The sequence below is a fragment of the Amycolatopsis bartoniae genome (assembly GCF_014191255.1).
Lineage (GTDB): Bacteria > Actinomycetota > Actinomycetes > Mycobacteriales > Pseudonocardiaceae > Amycolatopsis_E > Amycolatopsis_E bartoniae.
On the sequence record NZ_JACHWH010000001.1, the window covers coordinates 1906635 to 1926147 of the forward strand.

Annotated in this window: 10 protein-coding genes (1 of these 10 running past the window's edge); all 10 read right to left on the reverse strand. The window is 70.4% G+C overall.

All coding sequences use genetic code 11. The features are described from left to right. Positions 1–9677: the start of a WXG100-like domain-containing protein gene (locus tag FHX82_RS08940; RefSeq protein ID WP_183176528.1), read on the reverse strand. Its footprint begins 49744 nt before the window's first position; 9677 of the gene's 59421 nt are visible here — the first part of the coding sequence; the start codon lies at positions 9675–9677; the stop codon falls past the left edge of the window. A gap of 59 nt (positions 9678–9736) precedes the next feature. Next, positions 9737–10063, reverse strand: a complete 327-nt coding sequence (locus FHX82_RS08945; RefSeq protein ID WP_145937602.1) for a WXG100 family type VII secretion target — start codon at positions 10061–10063, stop codon at positions 9737–9739. Further along, positions 10056–10523, reverse strand: coding sequence for a YbaB/EbfC family nucleoid-associated protein (locus tag FHX82_RS08950; RefSeq protein WP_145937601.1), 468 nt, complete (start codon positions 10521–10523; stop codon positions 10056–10058). The genes FHX82_RS08945 and FHX82_RS08950 overlap by 8 nt, the downstream gene beginning before the upstream one ends. Further along, positions 10520–12268, reverse strand: coding sequence for a WXG100 family type VII secretion target (locus FHX82_RS08955; RefSeq protein WP_145937600.1), 1749 nt, complete (start codon positions 12266–12268; stop codon positions 10520–10522). Before FHX82_RS08955 ends, FHX82_RS08950 begins: the two co-directional genes overlap by 4 nt. 3 nt (positions 12269–12271) lie before the next feature. Then, entirely contained in the window at positions 12272–15292 is a 3021-nt protein-coding gene (locus tag FHX82_RS08960; protein WP_183176529.1) for a hypothetical protein, read from the reverse strand. 57 nt (positions 15293–15349) lie between these two features. After that, entirely contained in the window at positions 15350–15796 is a 447-nt protein-coding gene (locus tag FHX82_RS08965) for a hypothetical protein (protein ID WP_145937599.1), read from the reverse strand. 87 nt (positions 15797–15883) lie between these two features. Next, positions 15884–16177, reverse strand: coding sequence for a WXG100 family type VII secretion target (locus FHX82_RS08970; RefSeq protein WP_145937598.1), 294 nt, complete (start codon positions 16175–16177; stop codon positions 15884–15886). A gap of 49 nt (positions 16178–16226) precedes the next feature. Further along, on the reverse strand, positions 16227–16556 hold the full coding sequence (locus FHX82_RS08975) for a hypothetical protein (RefSeq protein WP_145937597.1): 330 nt from the start codon (positions 16554–16556) through the stop codon (positions 16227–16229). A gap of 158 nt (positions 16557–16714) precedes the next feature. Further along, a complete protein-coding gene (gene eccB / locus FHX82_RS08980; protein ID WP_145937596.1) occupies positions 16715–18145 on the reverse strand; it encodes a type VII secretion protein EccB in 1431 nt (476 codons plus the stop codon). Next, entirely contained in the window at positions 18145–19491 is a 1347-nt protein-coding gene (gene eccD, locus FHX82_RS08985) for a type VII secretion integral membrane protein EccD (RefSeq protein WP_229880450.1), read from the reverse strand. Before eccD ends, eccB begins: the two co-directional genes overlap by 1 nt. Between the last annotated feature and the right edge of the window lie 22 nt (positions 19492–19513).

The following is a 19513-nucleotide window of genomic DNA, read 5'->3' on the forward strand; positions in this document are numbered from 1 at the left end:
AGCGCGTTCCGCAGGGCCGCGATCGTCCGGCTGTTGAGCTTGGACCCGTCGAGGGCGTTGCTCAGCGCGCGTGCCCCACCCGCGCGGAGGTCCTCCATCCGGCCGAAGTAGTGATCGGCGTGGTAGGTCCCGCGGGTGGGCAGCGCGACCTTGTCGGGGTGGTTGTGCCACCTCGTCATCGCCCACGAGTTGTGCTGCGAACCCGGCACGGAGACGATTTCGCCGGCCTCGCCGTAGTGCTCGTGGTTGTCCGAGGGCGGCGGGAACGACTCCTCGGGCAGCTTGACGATCGTGACGTCCAGCGGCTCCGGCGAGACGTGCGCGACCACCTCGCGGGCGATCTCGCGCCCGTCGGGCCCCACCTGCAGCGACCGCTCGATCCGGATGTCGAAGGCGAGCCGCGCCCGGTGCGCCCCCAGCGGGCCGGACGTCTTGGCCGACTGCTTGTGCGTGACCTCGTCGGTGACGCTCTGCTTGCGTTCCTTGTTGCCGAGGTTGGTTTCGAGGTCGAGACCGGCGGCGATGGTGCCGGAACCCTCGCCGTGCCCGGTGGTCTGCTTGTCGGCGTCCGGGCCGGGCGGCTCGGCCAGGCGGCCCATGGGACGGGCGGAACCGCCGAGGGTGGCGAGGGTGTAGCCGTGCGAGGTCTCGCCGGTTCCCTTCACCTTGGCGGACTGCGAGGTGGACAGCTCGCCGGCGTGCTCGATGCCGGAGAACGTCGGCGTCCCGTCGAGGCGCGCTTCGAGGTTGACGTAGTAGGTCTTGCCGGTGAGCCGGTCCTCCAGCCGCAGCGGGGTGATCCGGCCGCCGTTGAGGGCCGTGTTGATCGACCGGTTGGGATTGCGGAGGAACCGCCGCAGCTCGCCGTAGTTGTCGTGTTCGATGTCCAGCCGGGACTCCGGGAGCAACCGGGCCGCGGTCTGCGGGTCGAGGTTCTCCGCCAGCTGCTTGCGCAGGTCGCGGATGCTGCCGGTGAGGTCGATCCGGGTCCGCACGGCGCCGAGGCCGATCGACGGCTTCTTGCCCTGCGTCAGTGACGCCGGCGCGGGCAGGGTGTGGTCGGGGTGCTGCTGCACCTCCGGTGTGTCGGGGACCGGCGGCCGGTGCTCCATCTCGGCCAGCTGCGCCTCGTCGGCCCACATCAGCACCGACTGCGGCAGCCGGAAAGCCTCGCCGGAGTGCTGCCGCCGCGCGGAGTCCGGCTTGCCGCCGAACAGCTCGCGCACGCGCCACTTGTCGAAGTTGCTGCGGTAGTTGCTCTCGGCCACGACGGCCGCGTCGACGTCCACCCAGACCAGCGTCTTCTTGACCGGCTTGCCGTCCTGGTAGACGGTCTTCTCGACGCTGCTGAACTCGCCGCCCTTCTCCCCGCCCCAGCGGAAGGAGGGCAGCCCCAGCTCGGCGAGGAACAGGCCGAGCGCGCTGTGGCTGATGCCGCCGGGCTGCTTGGCGTTCTCGCCCCCGCCGGTCACCCCGAGTAGACCGGCCGAGCCGGCGCCGTGGGTGGCGCCGGAGACGCCCGTGATCCCGTACGACGTCAGGGAAACCGAGTTGCTGATCCCCTTCGACGCGGCGATGCCGGTGCTGCTGCCCAGCGTGCTGGTGAGCTTCTGGTACTCCTCGACCGACACCCGCTGCGGGTTGCTCGGGGTGAACGACAGGCCCACCCCGGCACGCAGGTCCGCGCGCCGCCGCCCGTGGTGCAGCCCGCGGATCTCCATGATGTCGCTGAACAGGTTCGGGTTGCGCTTGAGCGCGTCCGGGCCGACGGCCGCGGTGATCAGCTCGTTGTGCGCGGGGTTCTTGAAGGGGCGGTTGACCTCCCCTGGCGCGAACAGCGGGTCGCGCTTGGAGGAGTCGAACAGCCTGCCGCGCACGGACTCGATGTAGTGCTCCGCGCCCAGCACGGCGACGATCTCCGCGTTGTCGAACTTCCGCGAGGCGCCCGGCTGCAGCTGGTAGATCTTCGAGCCGATCGGCACCACGTTCTGCGGCGTGATGTTCAGCGGGTCCGGCGGCGTGTCGCTGACGAGGCTGCTCGGCACCAGCAGCCGCAGCGGGACCACGTCCGGGTGGGGTTGCCCGGCGCCCGGGGTGTTGCCGCGGCTGACCAGCTTGGGCACGGTCCGCCCCGGCGAGCCGAAGGTGATGCCGCGGGTGCTCTCGTTGAGGCGGACGAACGAGCGGACCGTGGGGGTGATGGTGAGGTCCGCCGCGAACGGCACCACGTTGTGCGAAGAGAGGTCGCCGTCCTCCTGCAGGTTGTCGCCGTGCGTGCGCTTGGCGCCCTCCTGGTCCTCCGACCTCAGGTTCGAGGAGTTGTTCCAGATGCGGTTGTAGCCGAGGTTCCCGATCCACGTGCCGACGGCGTTGCCGAGCGGACCCTGGACCCGGGCCTGCACGCCGGTCCCCACCGACGTCTTCTTGCTCGTCGAGAAGTCCACCCCGGCCTTGGACTTCATCTTCGTGTCGACCGAGGTCTTCGTGGCCTTGATCGGGCTGTCCTCGCGGATGTTGCCGAGCGAGCCGTTCAGGGTGATCGTCGTCGAGTAGTCGCGGAAGAGGCTCGACTTCACGACCTGCACGGTCAGCCCCTGCGGGGTGAGCATCGTGTCGATCATCTGCGACAGCTGCGTCGGCGACAGCTTGTCCGCGAGGTCCTCGCCCCGCTCCAGCACGATCTCCGTCCGCCGCGACGTGCCGCCGTCGAACTCGGGCGAGGAGAACGGGAGGATGAACTTGCTCGACGTCAGGTGGTACCAGCGGTGCCCCGGCGTCTTCTGCAGCAGGTCGGCCACCCGGCGGCGGAGGCGGTCGCCGCCGTCGAAGTCGTCGATCATCGCGCCGCCGACCGAGTGCCCGCCCCAGATGTGGGCCGGCGGGTAGCGCGTCTGCGCGGGCGCCGCGGCGTCCGGCTCCACGCCGGGCACCAGCCCCGCGCGCTCGGCGCGGTCCTGGCGCGCCCACTGCACCGAGTGGACGTGGCCTTCCAGCGTCCGCGCCTCGCCGCCGAGCGGGCGCCACTGGATCTCGTACTGCATCTCGTACCGGCTGGCGTCGCCGGTGGTGGTCACGGACCGCTTGCCGACGACGGTGCCCGTCTGCTCCTGCGTGTGCCCGGAGGTGTGGCTCACGCCGACGGCGGGGCCCACCGCGAAGAAGACGGCCTTCGTGTCGGCACCCGCGCCGACGTGGACGAACCCGCCGCCCGTGCGGCTCGCGGTGTTCTTGTCCGTCGACTTGTTCTTCAGGATGTCGGTGTCGGTGTGGTTGAGGTCCGGCACGGTCTCCAGCGTCCGCACCTTCTTGGCGACGGCACGCATCTCGACCCTGGTAGGCGGGTTCCCCCAGCTCCAGCCCTTCTTGCCCTTGACGAGCATGTCGGAGCGGACCCAGCCCACCTCGGACAGCTCCGCGGCGGCGGCCGGGTCGTCGGGGAGGTACACCGCCATCTCCGGCAGGGTCTTCTTGATGTTCTCGTCGGAGAAGAACTTCTCCAGGTCCCGGCGGCCGTCCGCGCCGAAGGCCGTGAGGGCCTTGGCGAGCCGGGGTGCGACCTGCTGGAAGAAGCTGCGGTTCGGCGGCGTCACCGAGTACGCCTCTTCCACGCCGAACCGGGCCGGCGGCTCCCGGTCGAGGTCCCGCAGCGGGTTGGCCTCGATGTCGGGGTGCTTGAACGACGTAGGCACGCTCAGCTCGACGGTGCCGTCGACCGTGCCGACGTGGCCCGGCCTGGTCACCTCGCGCCCGTCGGGGTCGAACAGGGTGTAGTGCAGGCGGACCGGCACGTCGACGTCCTGCAGCGCCTTGACCTCGATACCGCTGCTCTGCCCGGCCTCGAACGCGCTCTTGGTGGTGTGCGCGTCGTTCGCCGCGGCGGGCAACTGCACGCTCGCTGCCACCACCAGCGGCGGGACGGCGGTGAACGAACCGGCGAGGTTGACGTCCCGGTTGCGCGCCGAGCTGCTGGAACCGTCGCTCTTGACCTCGGTCTTGCCCGATGGCTTCGCCTTGCCGAGGTCCTTGCCCTCGTCGGTGGGCAGGGCGTCGCTCGCCTTCTTGTTCTTGCCCTTGCCGCGGCGCTTGCCGCCGCCGCTGCGCTCGGCGGTGCGGCCGGTCTGCCCGGACGGCCGGTCCGACGAGCTCGGCGACTCCGCCCCGTCGGGGGCGTCCTTGAGCTGGACGTTGTCCCAGTCGTACTCGGCGCGGACGAGCACCTCGTACTTCCGGCCGCCGACCGAGAGGGTCTCCCGCGTGCCCTTGTTGAGGTAGGACTTGGTGTCCGCGGCGATCTTCTTGTGGAGGTTGTTGAGGTCGGCGTTGTTCCGCAGCCGGGGTTCGAGCCGGACCAGGCCGGGCCGCATGTCGCCGCCCTGCATGGGTTTCTTCTGTTTGGACGGGCCGCCGCCGAGGTTGGCCAGCAGGTACGGCGGGATGCGGTCCCGCAGTTCCTGAGCGTCGCGGGCGGGGCCGGTGGCGTGTTCGCTGCCGCTGCTCTCGGAGGTGGCGTCGGTGTCGGTCCTGGGCAGGCTGAGCTGCGAGCCGCTGGGGCCTTCGCCGTTGTCGACCTGGCTGACGTGGCTGAGGCCGGAGCGGCTGCGGGCGGACCGGTTGGGGGTGGTCAGCTCGTGGTCTTCGCTGATGGGCTCCAGATTCGTGCCGGAGCGGGTGAGCCGGTCTCCACTGCGGAACGGGCCACCGCCGGGTGGCGGCGGGTCGGCGGGCGGGTCGTCGGGGCCGGGGCGGCGCGGGGCGCGGGCCGGGCTGTGCATCGAGTCGTACGGGCCCTCACTGATGCTCGACGGGACCTCGTCGAGCGTGAAGGGCTTGCGGTGCGGGGTGTTCTCGGCGCTGAGAGGGTGGTCGATGACGTCGCCCGCGCGGCTCACCACGCTGTCGAGGGTGGCGAGGTTGTTGCTGGTGAGGGTGTACGTGCGCCGCTCGGGCGGGCCCATGATGCCGTCTTCGTCGACGCGGTTGAACATCATGTCGTCGGCGCGGTAGCCCTCGCCGAGGCCGAAGAAGTGGAACAGTTCGTGCAGCCGGTCCTTCGGGTCGGCGTGGACGTCCCACTGGACCTGGTCGGTCACCCGGGTTTCGTTGGGGCGCGTGGAGTCGAAGAAGTCGACGGGGACGTTCTTCGAGGGGTCGCGGTCCCAGGCGGGGGCTTCCTCGACGGCTTCCTTCGAGGCGATCCTGAAGTGCAGCTGGTCGCCGTTGCCGAGCCGGTGGCCCGGTTTGAAGTTGAAGTGCTCGTCGAGCAGCCGCTGGGTGTCCTCGATGAGCTGGCTGCGCCGGTCGCCGTCGACGGAGTCGTTCTTGGACAGCAGGTCGAGCGGGACGGTGAGCTCGGAGACCCACTTGTCCTTCTCGACCTCGAAGCGCCGCAGGTCGAAGCGGATCTGGGTGATGCGCCCAGCGACGCGGCCGTTCTCGCGGCGGGCGTCGCGGAAGGGATCGAAGCGCTCCGCGCGGAACCGGGTGGGCGGCGCGGCATCGCGGCGCTCGTGCCAGGTGGTGCTGTAGCCGGTGATGTGGGTGGCGCCGTCGGTGACGCCGTTGGCGCCCCCGTGGTCGGTGCCCGTGTGGTGCGTGAGACCCGGCGCGTCGGCGGCGAAGGCCGCAGCGATGACAGCGGCCGCGGCGTCCTCGGGGGTGGGGTTCTGGTCGGAGCGCCGACGGCCGGAGCGCTGGGCGTCGCTGCGGTCGGAGCGGTCGCTGCGGGGGGTGTCGGCGCGGGGGGTGTCGCTGCGGTCGGAGCGGGTGCTGTCGCTCCGGTCGCTGCGAGAACCGTCGGTCCGATCGGTGCGGGGCCCGTCGGTGCGAGTGGCGTCGGTCCGATCGGTGCGGGGCCCGTCGGTGCGAGTGGCGTCGGTCCGGTCGGAACGGGTGCTGTCGCTCCGATCGGTGCGGGGCCCGTCGGTCCGGGTGGCGTCGGTCCGATCGGTGCGGGTGCTGCTGTCGCTGCGATCGCCCTGCCGCGAGGTGTCCCGGGAGGCGGCGGCATCCTTGGCGGGTTGGTTGTCGCGGTTGGGCGAGGCGTCCCTTGTGGACTGCCCGTCCCGGTTCCCCTGAGGATCCCGAGGCGGCTGCGGGTCGCGGTTCGCCGAGCTGTTGTCGCGGTTGACGGTCTGCTGGTCGGCCGCAGGCGTGTCGGAGCGCCCACCACTGGTGGAGGTGGCGGTGTCGCTCCGGCTCGGCGTGGGCCGGGAAGTCTCGGTCGACGTGGACTGACTCGGCGTGGGCCGGGTGGTTTCCGTCCGGGCGGGCGTCTGGGGTTGGGTGGTGGTGCTGTCGGTGCGGGGCGCCGGGGAGGCGGGCGTCTCCGTGCTCGACGTCCGCGAGGTGGGCTGGTTCCCCGACTGCGCCGGACGTTGCTCCGGCGTGCTGTTCGTCTGGGTTGTGTTCGTCTGCGACGGGCGCGACTCCGCCGGAGTATTCGTCTGCGCCGGGCGAGGCTCCGTCGGGGTGCTCGCCTGGGTCGGGCGAGGCTCCGCCGGATTGTTCGTCTGCGTCGTGTTCGTCTGCGACGGGCGCGGCTGCGTCGGAGTGTTCGTCTGCGTCGTGCTCGACTGCGACGGACGCGACTCCGTCGGAGTGCTCGACTGAGTGGTACCCGACTGCGACGGGCGGGGTTCCGTCGGAGTGTTCGTCTGCGTCGTGCTCGACTGCGACGGGCGGGGTTCCGTCGGCGTGCTCGACTGGCTCGTGCTCGCCTGCGACGGGCGGGGCTCCGGGGTCGAGGACTGCGTCGTGCTTGGAGTCGGCGCCTTCGCTGCGGGCTTCGCAACACTGTCCGATGTCGACGGGCGGTTCGACTGCGACGTAGCCGCTTCCGAGGGCTTCGCCGTCTGCTGTGTGGGCTCGGAAGCAGTCGGGCGCGGCTGGTTCTGCTGAGTCGGAGTTGTGGGCGTCGTCGAGTTCGAGCGGGAGGGCGTCGTCTCCGTGCTCGTTGCCGGGCGGGAGGTGGATGTCTCCGAGGCACCCGTCTTCGACGGCGTCTGCTGGGTCGAGCCGTCCGTCCGCGTCGAGGTCTGCGTGGAGCCGTCCGTCCGGCCCGACGTCGGAGTCGAACTGTCCGTCCGGCCCGATGTCGGAGTGGAACTGTCCGTCCGCGTCGGCGTCTGGGTCGAGCCGTCCGTCCGCGTCGACGTCTGCGTGGAGCCGTCCGTTCGGCCCGACGTCGGAGTGGAACTGTCCGTCCGCGTCGGCGTCTGGGTCGAGCCGTCCGTCCGGCCCGGGGTCGGCGTCGAGCCGGCCGTGCGGGTCGGCGACTGCGACTGGGTCGCCTCGGCCGGCCTGCCTTGCTGCGTGCCGTCGGAGCCGACCGGGCGGCCGGTGGTCGTCTGGGGTGTCGAGGAGGTGCTCGGACGGGTGGAAGACTGGCCCTCGGGTCCGGGGCGGGACTGGCTCTGCGTCTGCGGCTGGTTGCCCGCGGACTGCGACTGCCCCTCCGAACGCGGGGCACCCGACTGCGTCTGCGGCTGCCCGTTCGTCCCCGAGCTCACCGACGAGTCGGACCGCGAAACCCCACCCGGCTGCGTCTGTGACTGGCCGCCGGGGACCGTGCTCGACTGGTTGCCCGACACCGCCGCCGGGCGGCCGTCCGCACCCGGCTGACCGCCCGCGACCATACCGGGCTGGCCACCCTGCAACTCCGACTGGCGGCCATCCCCACCGAACTGCGACTGATCCCCGGACACACCGAGCTGCGAACGCCCCCCAGGGAGCCCCGAATGCTGACCGTCCACATTCGACTGCGAATTGCCGTCCGAGGACTGACCATCCACATGCGACCCGGAGTGCCGACCGTCCACACCGAACTGCAACTGGTCGCCGGAAACCACCGAAGGCCGACCGTCCGACCCGACCCGCGTCTGGTCTCCCGAAACCTCGGAAGGACCACCGTCCACACGCGACTGCCCATCGGACCCCGTCGATGGCCGGCCATCCCCACCGAATTGCGTCTGATCCCCGGACACCACCGAAGGCCGACCGTCCGAACCCACCCGCGTCTGATCCCCGGACACCACGGAGGGCCGACCATCCGAACCGACCCGCGAATTCCCCGAGCCCGCAACGGTTTTCTCGCCCGAGACCGTCGTCGGGCGGCCGTTGCCGTTCGCCTCGGTCTGCCCGCCCAGGGACTCTCCACGGTCACCACCGAGCTGGACACCCCTCGGCGCCGGAATGCCGCCGTTCTGGAACACCCCGGCACCGTCCGACTCCTCGCCCGTGAGGAAGTCGCGGTCGTTCGAGTGCCCGTTGGTCTCGGTGGAAATCCCGTGGTGCGAACCGTTCTCGCCGTGGGAGCCGCCTTCCCCGCCCACGGTGAAGAGCGTGCCGAGCCCGCCCTTGTTCGAGAAGGTCACGTCGTCGGAACCCTCGTCCGAGTACGGCGGCGCCTCCTCCCCGCCGGGGATGATCAGCTGCTCGTCGTCACCGACCTCGTCCGAGTACGGCGGCAGCGTCGCGTCGGAACCGCGCCTGCTGTCGTTGCCACCCTCGGACGGCCCGCCGGGCCCGTCGCCGAGCAGTCCGCCCTTCCCGCCGAGATTCAGCTTGTCGACTTTGTCCTCGATAGTCGGTTTCTCGGCCGGCGGGCCACCGCCCTCGCCTTCACCGCCGCCCTTGCCGTGCTTGCCCCCGCCCGGCCCGGACAGGGCGCTGAGGATGCCGTCCCAGACGTTGCCCTTGTTGCCGGTGGCGATGTTGACCACGGGGTTGCTCGCCGCGACCATCGAAACCTGGCCGAGCGCGTACGCCGCAGGCCCGCCGATGTTGAACACCTTCTGCCACGCGGGCGACAGAAGATCCCTGACCGGCTGCTTCTCGAGGTCGGCCCGCACCTTCGCCGGGTCGAACTTGTTATCGCGGGCGAAGTTGTCGATGTCCTTCCCGAAGCGGCCGTCGAAGTCCTTCCCGAAGACACTCTTGGCGTCCTTGCCGAAGGCGCTGCCGATCCCCTTGCCCAGACCGTGGAACGCACCACCCGCGGCGCCACCGATCGCACCGCCGATGGCCGAGCCCTTGAGCGACTCCGTGTCGAAGCCGTCGCGGTCGCCCGCCGCGATCTGGCCCCCCTGGATGCCGGCGTCGAGCGTGACCATGAACGCGGCGCCGCCCGCGGCCCACTTGCCCATGTGCAGCCCGAGCTTCCAGGTGGCGTTGAGCACCTGCTTGAACGTGACCTGGGACAGCTTGGAGATCAGCTGCTTGATGATCTGCGACAGGGTGAGCCGGGCGGCGGCTTCCACCGCGGGGACGAAGATGGCGCCGAACAGCGTGGCCAGCAACTCGATGACGGTCGCGAGGGCCATGGCGGCCATCACGATCAGCATGATCTTGGACTTCTGGATGTCCGCCGCGGCGTTCTTCGCTTCCTTCGCGAACTCCGCGGCCGAGTCCATCATCTCCTGGAACCCGGGACCCAGCTGGGTCTTCATGAAGTCGACGATGTTCGCCGCGGTCACGCCGTCCATGGCGCCGTCGACGGCGCCGGTGATCGGCCCGAGCTCCTCGAGCGCGGTCTTCATCTCGTCGTGGTACTTCGACCAGGCGGCACTGATCGCCTTCAGGCCGCCCTCGCTGCCCTCCGGCCACTCCATGCCGAGGACGATCTTGAAGAAGTGCTGGAGACCGGAAGGCAAATGAGTGGTCTCATCCGCACCACTCATGCCTCGTCACCTCGATCCCCTGCTCCGGGACCCCCTGTCCCGGAGCCCACCACGAAAAATCAGCTGTTCTGGCCCGTCGACGCGTCGATCCGCCGTGCTTCGTCCTCGTCCACGCTCTGGAAGGTCTTCGACGCGTCGTCGATGTCGTTCCTCAGCTCGATCACACCCGGACCGGCCTGCTCCGCCCCCTCGCGGACCTGCTTGGCGTTGGGCACGTAGTTCTGGGCGAACGCCTTGCCGATGTCGTCCTCGCCCCAGCAGCCGTCATGCTCGTCGAGAACACCGGCGAGCTCGTGGTACGCGGTGGTGATCCGGTCGCCCAGCGAGCCGAGCCGCCTCGTGGCCTCCTCCAGCGCCGCCGGGTCGAGGCGGAAGTTCTCAGCCATCCTTCCTCAGCTCCTTCTCGTTCTTGCCGGTCACGCCGTCGTCGAGACCGTCGACGCCCTCCAGCATCGGGCCGATGAGTGAGTTCAGGATCTCCATCGGGTCGGCCTTGCCGTTCAGCATCCCGGCGTAGTCGAGGCCGGGGCGCCCGTCGGTGCCCATGGCCTTCTGCACCTTCTCCATGGCCTGCGTCCGCCCCTGGCGGAGGGTCTCCATGATCAGGTGGGCGAGCTGGGCCGGGGGCAGCGTGCGGTACTTGTTCCCGTTGAACGTCAGGTCGGAGAGCTCGCCGCGGCCGTCGAAGGTCATGGCGAACGAGTTGTCCTTGGCGCGGACCGTGGTGCTGGCCTCTTCCCAGACCTTGCCCACTTCCTGCAGCTTGCGCTTCTCGCGCTCCAGGTCCGCCATCGCCTCTTCGATGGCCTGGTCAGGGTTGCCGAACTTGTCGATCCAGCTCGTCATCCGTCTCCCCTCCGTTCCCTGATGCGGCCGAGCACGTCGTCGTCGCCCAGCAACTGCTGCAGCTCCGCGAGCCGGTCGGCGTTGGCGCCGGACGGCTCGGCGGCCTGGGACTGCTGCTGCCGGGACTGCGGCCTGCCCAGCACCGACGGCGCACCCATCCCACGGTCCCAGACGTCGGGCCCAGGTCCAATCGGGACGTCCGCCATACGTTCGTTTTCTTGCTGGTTTTGCCCTCGCATCCCTCCCATCATCATGGGAGACATCGGATGGGTGGTCGAACCGGCACCCGCGGTGGCGCCCGGCGCCGCCGCACCACCGCCGCCGGTGGTCATCGGGAAACCGGCTTCGGTGGCCGCGGTCAGGTTGGTGAGCGGGCGCACCGGGGACGGCGATGTGGTGTGGGCCACGTTCGTGACGCTCGGGGTGGAGTAGCCACCGGTGGTCGCCCCGCCGAGGCCACCGCCGGTCTGGACCACGCGTTCCGCGGTCGCCGCGTTGACCGTGACCTGGTGGCCAGTGCCTCCCGGCACCTGCGGAGTCCCCGGCGTGACCGGCGTCTGCGGGGTTCCCGCGGTCGCGGCGGCCGTGATCTGCGTGGTCGCCTGCGTGGTCACCGTCGCCGGGGTGGTCACGTGCACGGGCGTGTGCGAGACCGTCACCAGCGGGGTCTCCGCCGGGGTGTCGGTGTTTTCGACTGTGGCCTCCGACACCGTGATCGGGCGCTCGGTCTCGGCCGTGAAGGTGCCTTCCTCGGTCTCCTCGGCGGCCTTCTTCTTGGTGCTCTTCTTGCTCTTCGTGCTGACCGCCGTCTCTTCGGCGGGAACCGTGGTGGCGGTCCGGCCGAGCACGGCGGGCACGACGGCCTCCTCCGTCTGCGGAGCCAGCGCGAACGCCGAGAACGTCCGGGGCGCGTCCGTCGGCGTGACCACCGAGTGCTGCGACCCGGTGCCCGACTGCTGCCCGGTCAGGCCGAGCGGGCCGTTCTCCGTCGTGTACGCGGCTTCCGTGGCCGACCCGCCGGACGCGAAGAACCGCCCCGCACCGAACACGCCGCCGCTGCCCGGTCCGAACCCGGTGGCACCGAAGATCCCGGTGCCGACCGGGTAAGGGGCGTTCAGGCCGTCGTCCGTCAGCTTGTAGTCGGTTCGGACGACGTTGTTGCCGTCGCCGTTCCCGCCGTCGCCGGTGCCGGGGCCGTTGTCGCCGCTCTTCGTGTCCTTACCGCCCGCGTCGTCCATCGGCGCGATGCCGAGGCCGATGTCCTGGTAGGCCGTGCCCAGGTCACGCAGGATCTGCACCGCCGCGTCGTGGTCGAGCTGCTCCGGCGTGGGCGTGCCCGGCGGTGGCGCGGTGGCGGGCGGCGGGGCCGCCGCCTGCTGGGCCTGGTGCGCCTGCAGGTCGCGGATGCGCTGCTGCGCGAGCGCCAGCGCGTCCCCGGCCTGGCGCAGTGCCTGCGCGACGCTGGGGATGGGCTGCGCGGTCTTCGTGATCCAGCCCGACAGCTCCTGCGAGACCTCCTCGAATGCCTCCGAGATCAGGCCGTCCCAGTACTCCCCGATCTGCCGGCTTTCCCGGCGGAAGTCGGACAACGCCGTCTCGAAGCGCGCCGCCGCGGCGTCGAACAACTGCGCCTGCTGGTAGAAGAGCTCGGGCGGGAGCTCGTTCACCAGCTGGACGAGCTGGTCGAACGTCAGGTTCTCCAGGCCGAGGTCGAAGGGGGGCGGCGAGGGGTCGCTGGCGGCCACGGGTCAGCTCCTGCCCAGCACCGGCGACGGCGGCGAGTCGGAGTCGTCGTCGTCCCAGGCGCGGTGGTCGGCCTGCAGCCAGATCTGCGGCTCGCGTTCCTTGTTCTGCTGGTTGCCGCCCATGCCACCCATTCCGCCCATGCCACCCATCGGCATGCCGCCGGTGGACCCCTGTTGCAGGGCGCCCGTCGGGCTGGCCACCGGGCCGGTCGTGGCGGCGAAGGTGGTGCCGGTCGTGGTGCTGCCGGGCACGGTCATCCCGCGCTGCTGGGCCACCTCGGTGTCGAACTGGGCCGGGTTGCCGCCTCCCGCCTGGCTGCCGTCGAGCCGGGCCGCGGCCAGGCCGCCGACACCACCACCGGCGCCCGTGCCGAGGCCGGTGATCCCGCTCGTGTCCGCGGTCTTGGTGCCGGTCGGGTTGAGGAAGCTCTGCATGGCCGAGTCCCCGGTCGACGAGCCGCTGGTGCCGGAGGCGCTGCCGATGTTGTCGATCGCGTCGTTCGCGGCCTTCTTCGCGGCTTCGAGCGCCGCCGTCTGGGCGGGGCTGTCGTTCGGCGTGGCGAGCGCGTCGATGGCCTTGTCCGCCGCGTCCTTGGCGTTCTGCACCGCCTGCGCGTGGTCGGGCGCGTTCGGGTCGAGGCCGTCGAGGCTCTGGATCGCCTTGTCCGCGGCGTCCTTGGCCTTGTCCAGCGCGTCGCTCGGGGCGTCGATGTTGCCGATCGCGTTGTCGGCGGCGTCCTTCGCGGCCTCGACCGCCTGGTGCTGCTGGGGGTCGATCAGGTTGCCGAGGGAGCCGTCGAGCGCGTCCTTGGCCGCCTGCAGCGCCTTCAGCCGGTCCGGGTCGGTGGTCTGGCTCATCAGGTCGTCGATGGCCTTGTCCGCCGCGTCCTTGGCGTCCCGCACCGCCTGCGGATCAGCCGTGCCACCGGCACCGTCGGCGCCGCCGCCGCTGCCACTGCCGCTGCCGTCACCGGTACCGGTGAGCCCGTCGATGGCCTTGTCGGCCGCGTCCTTGGCGTCCTGCAACGCCTTCTGCTGCGTCGGGTCGTTCGGGTCGAGCGTGGAGTCGCCGTTGGAGCTGGTGGACGGGGTGCCGCTGCCGCCGGCACCGTCCGCGCCGCCACCGCTGCCACTGCCGCTGCCGTCCGAGCCGCCGGCACCGCTGATGCCGTCGATCGCCTTGTCGGCGGCGTCCTTGGCCTTCTGCAGGGCGTCCTTGGTGGCCGGGTCGTCGGTCTTGCCCGCCAGGTCGTCGATCGCCTTGTTCGCGGCGTCCTTCGCGTCCTGGAGCCCCTTCTGACCCTCCGGAGTGGACAGTGCGGGGTCCGTCGAACCCCCGCTGCCGGAGCTGCCGTCGCCGCCTGCGCCGTCGCCACCGGTCGTGCTCGGCGTGTCGCCGCCACCCGCGCCGGTCAGGCCGTCGATGGCCTTGTCCGCGGCGTTCTTCGCGTCCTGCAACGCCTTGTCGCGAGCCGCGTTGCCGCTGCTGCTGCTCCCGCTGCCGCCACTACCGCTGCCGCTGCCGGTGCTGCCGGGCGAGCCGCCGGTGGTGCCGATGGGCGCCCCGTTGCTGTCGACCGGCGCTCCCGCGCTCTCGCCGCCGCCGCCAGCACCCGAGCCGGAGCTGTCGCCCGCGCCCGACAGACCGTTGATCGCGTCGTCGGCCGCCTTCTTCGCGTCGTCGAGCGCGCCCTTCGTGGCGGGGTCGGTGGTCTGCCCCTTCAGGCCGTCGATGGCACCGTCCGCCGCCTTCTTCGCGTCGTCGAGCGCCTGCCCGCGGCCCCCGTCACCCGAGGATCCGCTGCCCGCACCGGAACTCTCGGTCTGCGGCTGGCCCGAGCCCGAGCCGTAGCCGCCGCTCCCCGCGCCGCCGCTCCCGGAATCGTAGCCACCCCCGGCGCCGCCGCTTCCGGAACCGGAGCCCGAGCCAGAGCCGTTGCCGAGCTTGCCGATCGCGCCGTCGACCGCGTCCTTGGCGTCCTGGTACGCCTTCTTCTTCGCGGGGTCGTCGGTCCCGTTGATCAGGTTGTCGAGGGCGTCGTCCGCCGCCTTCTTGGCGTCGTCCTTGCCCTTCTCGTAATCCGGGTTCCCGCTGGAGCCCGAACCGGAGTCGTAACCCGAACCCGACCCCGAACCCGAGCCAGAACCGGAGTCGGAACCCGAGGCGGACCCCGAGCCCGAGCCGGACCCGGAACCAGAGCCGGATCCCGAACCAGAGCCCGACCCGGACCCGGAGCCCGACCCGGACCCGGAGCCCGACCCGGAACCCGAGCCGTTGTACCGGGAGTCCTCGGACTTCGGCTTGCCGTTGACGATCCGCAGCACGGAGAGGTCGGCGCCCCGCGAGTTGTACTGGTTGGCCAGGCTGGTGGTGAGGGTCTGCAGGTCGCGCAGCAGGTCCGCCTGGACCTGCTTGTCCAGCTTGTTGATCTCGTCGATCGTGGCCTGCTCGATCTTGTTGATCAACGCCTGCATCTCGGAGGCGTACAGGTCGTCCGACAGGTCGGCCAGCGAGTTGATGCCGTCGATACCGGCCTGCTTGATCCGCTCTTCCTGGCTCGCCCGCTTGTTGTCGTACTTCTGCACGGTGTCCCACCACTGGGCCGCGAACGACTGGATCGCGTGCCCGATGTTGCCGACGGTGGTGCCGTACTTCTTCGTGTCGAGCGTGGTGTAGAGCTCTTCGCTCTCGTTGAGCAGATCGGTGGCCCACTTGTTGAAGGCGTCCCCCGCGTCACCCTGCAGGTGGTCCTTCATCGCCTTGATCTCGCTGGCGAACTTGGTGTTGATGTCGCCGAGCGCCTTCGTCGCGTCGTTGATCGCGAACTCGAGCTTGTACCACGCCTCGGCGACGTCGTTGCTGCTCAGCCCCGCCTCTACCCCACCGTCCTTGTCGGCGGTGTAGATGAGGTCCCCGACGGCGTGTTCGAGGTCGCCGTAGGACTTGTACTGGTCGGGTAGCCACGCCGGCGCGGAAGCGTTGTACTCGCCGACGAGCTGGCCGTCGTAAGACGAATCGGACATGTCAACTTTTCCTTACCGGGGTTTTCCGTACTGGCGGGAGCTGAGCAGCGGGGTACGTCAGATCGGGTCGGACAGGTTGTCGTTGTAACCGTCGCCGTCGTCGGGCTTGTTCGTGTTGCCGCTCGTCGAGTCCGGCGTGAAGTTGTGCTGGTCGTTCTCGGTGTTCTTGTCCATCGTCGAGATGTCGCTCTCGACGTGGGAGATCAGCTCGGTGATGCTGGTCTTGATCTTGTTCGCGTTGTCGCCGTCGGCGTTCTCGAAGTCGGTGGCGATGTTGGTGAGCGTGGTCTCCATGTCTTCGAACGCCGTCTTCAGGTGCTCGGCGTGCGCGACGATGGCGTTGCGGCGGTCGTCGACGATCCGCTCCAGCCACTGCGCGAGCTCGAAGTGCCCCGCGTTGGGCCACTGCGGCTTGAGGTTGCTGAACGCGGTCATGTCGTCCATCAGCGCACCGATGTTCTTCGCCGAGGCCTTGATGCCGTCGGCGTCGAAGGTCGTGGACATGCTGGCCGGCTCCTTCCGGGTCCGTGGAATGCGGAGTGCGTGGTGTGCCGGACCGGGTCCCGGTCCGGCACACCACGCGTTCGCGAGCTAGAGGATGTTGCCCGCGCCGCGCTTGTCCTGGTCCTGCATGTCGTTCGCGGCCTGGTGCAGGGCGCTGTTCAGGTTGTCCAGGTTGGCGCGGTTCTGCTCCAGGTCGGAACGGAGGTCGTTGGCGATCTGGTTGTAGCTGTCCGCCGTCGAACCCTGCCAGTCCACCATGATCCGCTTGACGTCGTTGCCGAGGTCGTCGGTCTGCGACTGGATCTCCTGGGCCTTCTTGCTCATCATCGAAAGGCACTCTTCGATGACCGGGTAGTCGTACTTGATCAGGTCACTGGACATTCGCGTGGTCCTTTCAGGAAGGGAAGTCTTGGCGGGACGGGAACTCGGCTCAGACGCCGAGGAAGTTCCCGGTCTCCATCGGCAGGTTCAGGATCGCCTGGTTGCTCTGCTGGTCGGTGCCGTCCTGGTTGCTGGCCTCACGGCGGATGTTCTCGGCCATGGTCTGCAGGTGCGCCAGCACCGACTTGCGAACCGACTCGATCCAGTTGTCGCACGTCGTGCTCAGGGCCCGCGTCGCGGCGGAGGGGCTGGCCGCGAGGGTGGCGTCGACCTGCTGCTTGAGCTGGTTCAGCTGCTGGTTGATGTTGTCGGCGGTCTGGTCATGCTTGGTCGCCTGCTGGTTGATCTGCTCGACGCTCAGCTGAGTTGAGTGGGACACTTGGCCTCCTGCTGTCGGTCCGTGTGCTCGGCTGGTCTCCGGTGCCGAGCCACAGGTTGGCTACACCTTGAACGATATGGATCTCGCACGGCCGGAAAGTCCTTTCCGGCTCTTCTCCCGGAGAGGGGAGGGACTCCCCTCATGAGGAAAACGGCACTTCACGGCTGCGGTGCCTGCACCTGCACCGCGGCCTGGGTGCTGAGCAGCGGCCCGGTGGGCAGCAGGTCCAGCAGTTCCGAGGGCACGCGCACCACGTTGGACTCCGAATAGCCGAGCGCGCTCAGCACGGTCTCGTCGGCCAGCGGGAACCGCGTCCCGGTCTCGGTGATCAGGTAGGCCGCGCCGGGAGTCGCTCCCGGCGCGGGCTGGTCGCGGGCCAGTACGCCACTGCCGGCGGGGATCACGACCTCGTCCGCGGTCGTGCCCGCCACGTGCGCGCCGACCGGCACGGCCTGCGTCAGCACCTCCGCCGCGGGCACCAGCTCCGCCGCGGCGTCCAGCTCACCGGTCACGGAGGCGCCGAACGCCACGCAGGGGAAGAAGTTCGCCGGCGGCGTGACCACCTGGGGCGGTTCCGTCGGCAGGCCGGACACGAGGTCCGCGCCCGTGGAGGCGGGTACGCCCGCGAACGCCGCCGGGCCCACCTCGATGGGCTGGACCGGCGTGTCCGGATAGGCCTGTTTCGTCGACGGTTCGGCGAGCAGCAGGGCCGCGGTGGTCCGGCTGAGCGAGGTGATCCCGTCCTGGCGCACGAGGTAGAGCTGGTCGGTGCTGATCGCCGGGTTACGGACCTCGTAGACCTGGCCGACGACGCTCGGCCTGCCGTCGATCAGCGGGCCGGGCTGCCCGACGCCGGGCGTCGGGGGCACGGCGATGTCCTGGCCCTGCGGAATGGGGTTGAGCCAGCTCGGCGCCACCAGCACCGGCCGGACGTCGCCGTAGCCCAGGGTCTCCAGCACCGTGTGGTCACCCAGCTTGTGCCGCTTCCCCTGCCACACCAACCAGTTCACACCGTCCGATGTGGACACGATGAACGCCTGACCGGAGTCGAGCGGCAACCCGTCCCGCTCCCCGAGCAGGAGCGTCACCTGGGGGCCGGTCGACCCTGGGGCGTTGCCCGCGGGCTGGGTGCAGACCGTCCACGCGCCGGTGTCGAGGTTTCCCGCCGCGGGCAGTGCGTCGGGCGCGCCCGGAATGCCGATCGGCTGCCCGACCGGCGTGCCCGCCAGCGAGTTCTGCGACACGGACACGATCTGGCCGTTGCCGGACTGTCCCGACGCGAGCCGGGCCGAGGAGTAGTTGAGCACCGGGCGCAGCTGGCCGTCGAGGTAGACGTAGCGCGCACCGGTGTTCTTGTCCATCACGATGGCGCCCGCCTTCTGCCAGGAGGTGTCGCCGCCGGGCACGAACAACCCGTAGATGCCGAAGATCGCCGCCAGCAGCGCGGACACCAGCACGCCCAGCACGATGCCCGTGTTGAGCCGCTTGTTCGGTGCCTGCAGGACGTCCGGCCTGCCGTGCGTCACGGCGGCGGCGAGTCTGCCGACGACGAAGAAGTACGCCTGTACCTGGTCCTTGCGGGACTGCATCAGCCTGCCAACCCCCGCATGTACGAGTAGACGTGCAGGACCTGCAACAGGATCGGCAGGATCGCGACCGCGGTGACCGACTCCAGGATCTCGACCGCGCGGCCCCAGTACGGCCGCAGGCGGCGGCCCGGCAGGCGCTCACCGAGCAGCAGCAGCACGGTCCCGACGGCGAACACCGGCACGAAGACCACCATCAGCCTGCCGAAGGGGCTCTGCTCCAGTCCGATGTGGACCAGGTTCGCGAGCACCGCGACGGTCGCGGGCAGCAGGATCGACCACCGCTGCACCGTGCCGCCGGGGTGGCGCGCCCGCAGGAACATCAGGAACGCCATCACCAGCGAGAGCACCATCGACCAGCCGTAGCCCTCGACGACCAGCATCGGCAGCAGCACGAGCTGCCCGAGCCCGAGTCCGATGTGCAGTGCCGTCGAGTAGCCGACCGTCGCCGCGCCGCGTTCCACCACCAGCTTGTGCGGCACCGGCTCGATGTCCTCGCTCAGCTCCTCCGCGCCGGTCGGCAGCATCGGCAGGGTCAGTCCCGAGAGCCGGAACGCCGTGGCGGGCACGAAAACGCCCATGATCAACGTCACGACGAGCACGATCGCGGCCGCCTCCGGCGGTGACGCCGGGGTCACCGACCCGATCAGCCCGGCCAGCGCGAGCACCAGCGCGAACACGGTGGCGCCGGTGAACAGCAGCGCGCCGTCGGCCACCGCGACCAGTCCGGCGGCGAGCGCGACCAGCGCGCCCGCGGCCCCGCCGGTGACCCGGATCATCGCCGTGGCGGCCGGATCCAGCAGGTCCACCACCAGCGTTCCGCACAGCGCCGCGTAACAGACGCCGACGCCCGCGAGGATCACCGCCACCTGCGGCTTCCCCGCTCCCCGCGCGACCAGCGCGCTGCCGCCGGTCAGCAGCACCGCCACCACGCCCGACAGCAGGGTCTCGACCCACACCGCACCCGCGCCGGACACCAGGAACAGCCCGAACAACAGCACCGCGGCGGAGCCGATCCGGAACATCCAGCGGGTGTGCGCGGGCGTCCACACGCCCGGGTGCTCACGAACCTGCTGGCCGACGCCGTCGACGAGGTCGTCGTAGTCGATGGCCGCGAGCTGGTCCGCCCTCGGCCGCAGGTAGACGGTTTCCCCGTCGAGCAGGTTGAGCTCGGCCAGCGTGCGGTCCTCGTCGAGCGGCTCCTCGCCGAGCCGCTGCACGACCCAGCCCTCGTGGTCGGCACCCTGCTCGATCCACTCCGCACCGAACTGGGGCAGGATCGCGGGCAACAGGTCGGCGAGCGGCACCTCCGCCGGGAGCGCGACGTCCGTCGCCTTCTTTCCCAGCACGAACCGTAGCCTCGCCGAGGTA

Coding starts and splice junctions, on each gene's coding strand:
- FHX82_RS08945 (WP_145937602.1), bottom strand. CDS start 10,063: ATGGCTGAGAACTTCCGCCTCGACCCGGCGGCGCTGGAGGAGGCCACG.
- FHX82_RS08950 (WP_145937601.1), bottom strand. CDS start 10,523: ATGACGAGCTGGATCGACAAGTTCGGCAACCCTGACCAGGCCATCGAA.
- FHX82_RS08960 (WP_183176529.1), bottom strand. CDS start 15,292: ATGTCCGATTCGTCTTACGACGGCCAGCTCGTCGGCGAGTACAACGCT.
- FHX82_RS08965 (WP_145937599.1), bottom strand. CDS start 15,796: ATGTCCACGACCTTCGACGCCGACGGCATCAAGGCCTCGGCGAAGAAC.
- FHX82_RS08970 (WP_145937598.1), bottom strand. CDS start 16,177: ATGTCCAGTGACCTGATCAAGTACGACTACCCGGTCATCGAAGAGTGC.
- eccB (WP_145937596.1), bottom strand. CDS start 18,145: ATGCAGTCCCGCAAGGACCAGGTACAGGCGTACTTCTTCGTCGTCGGC.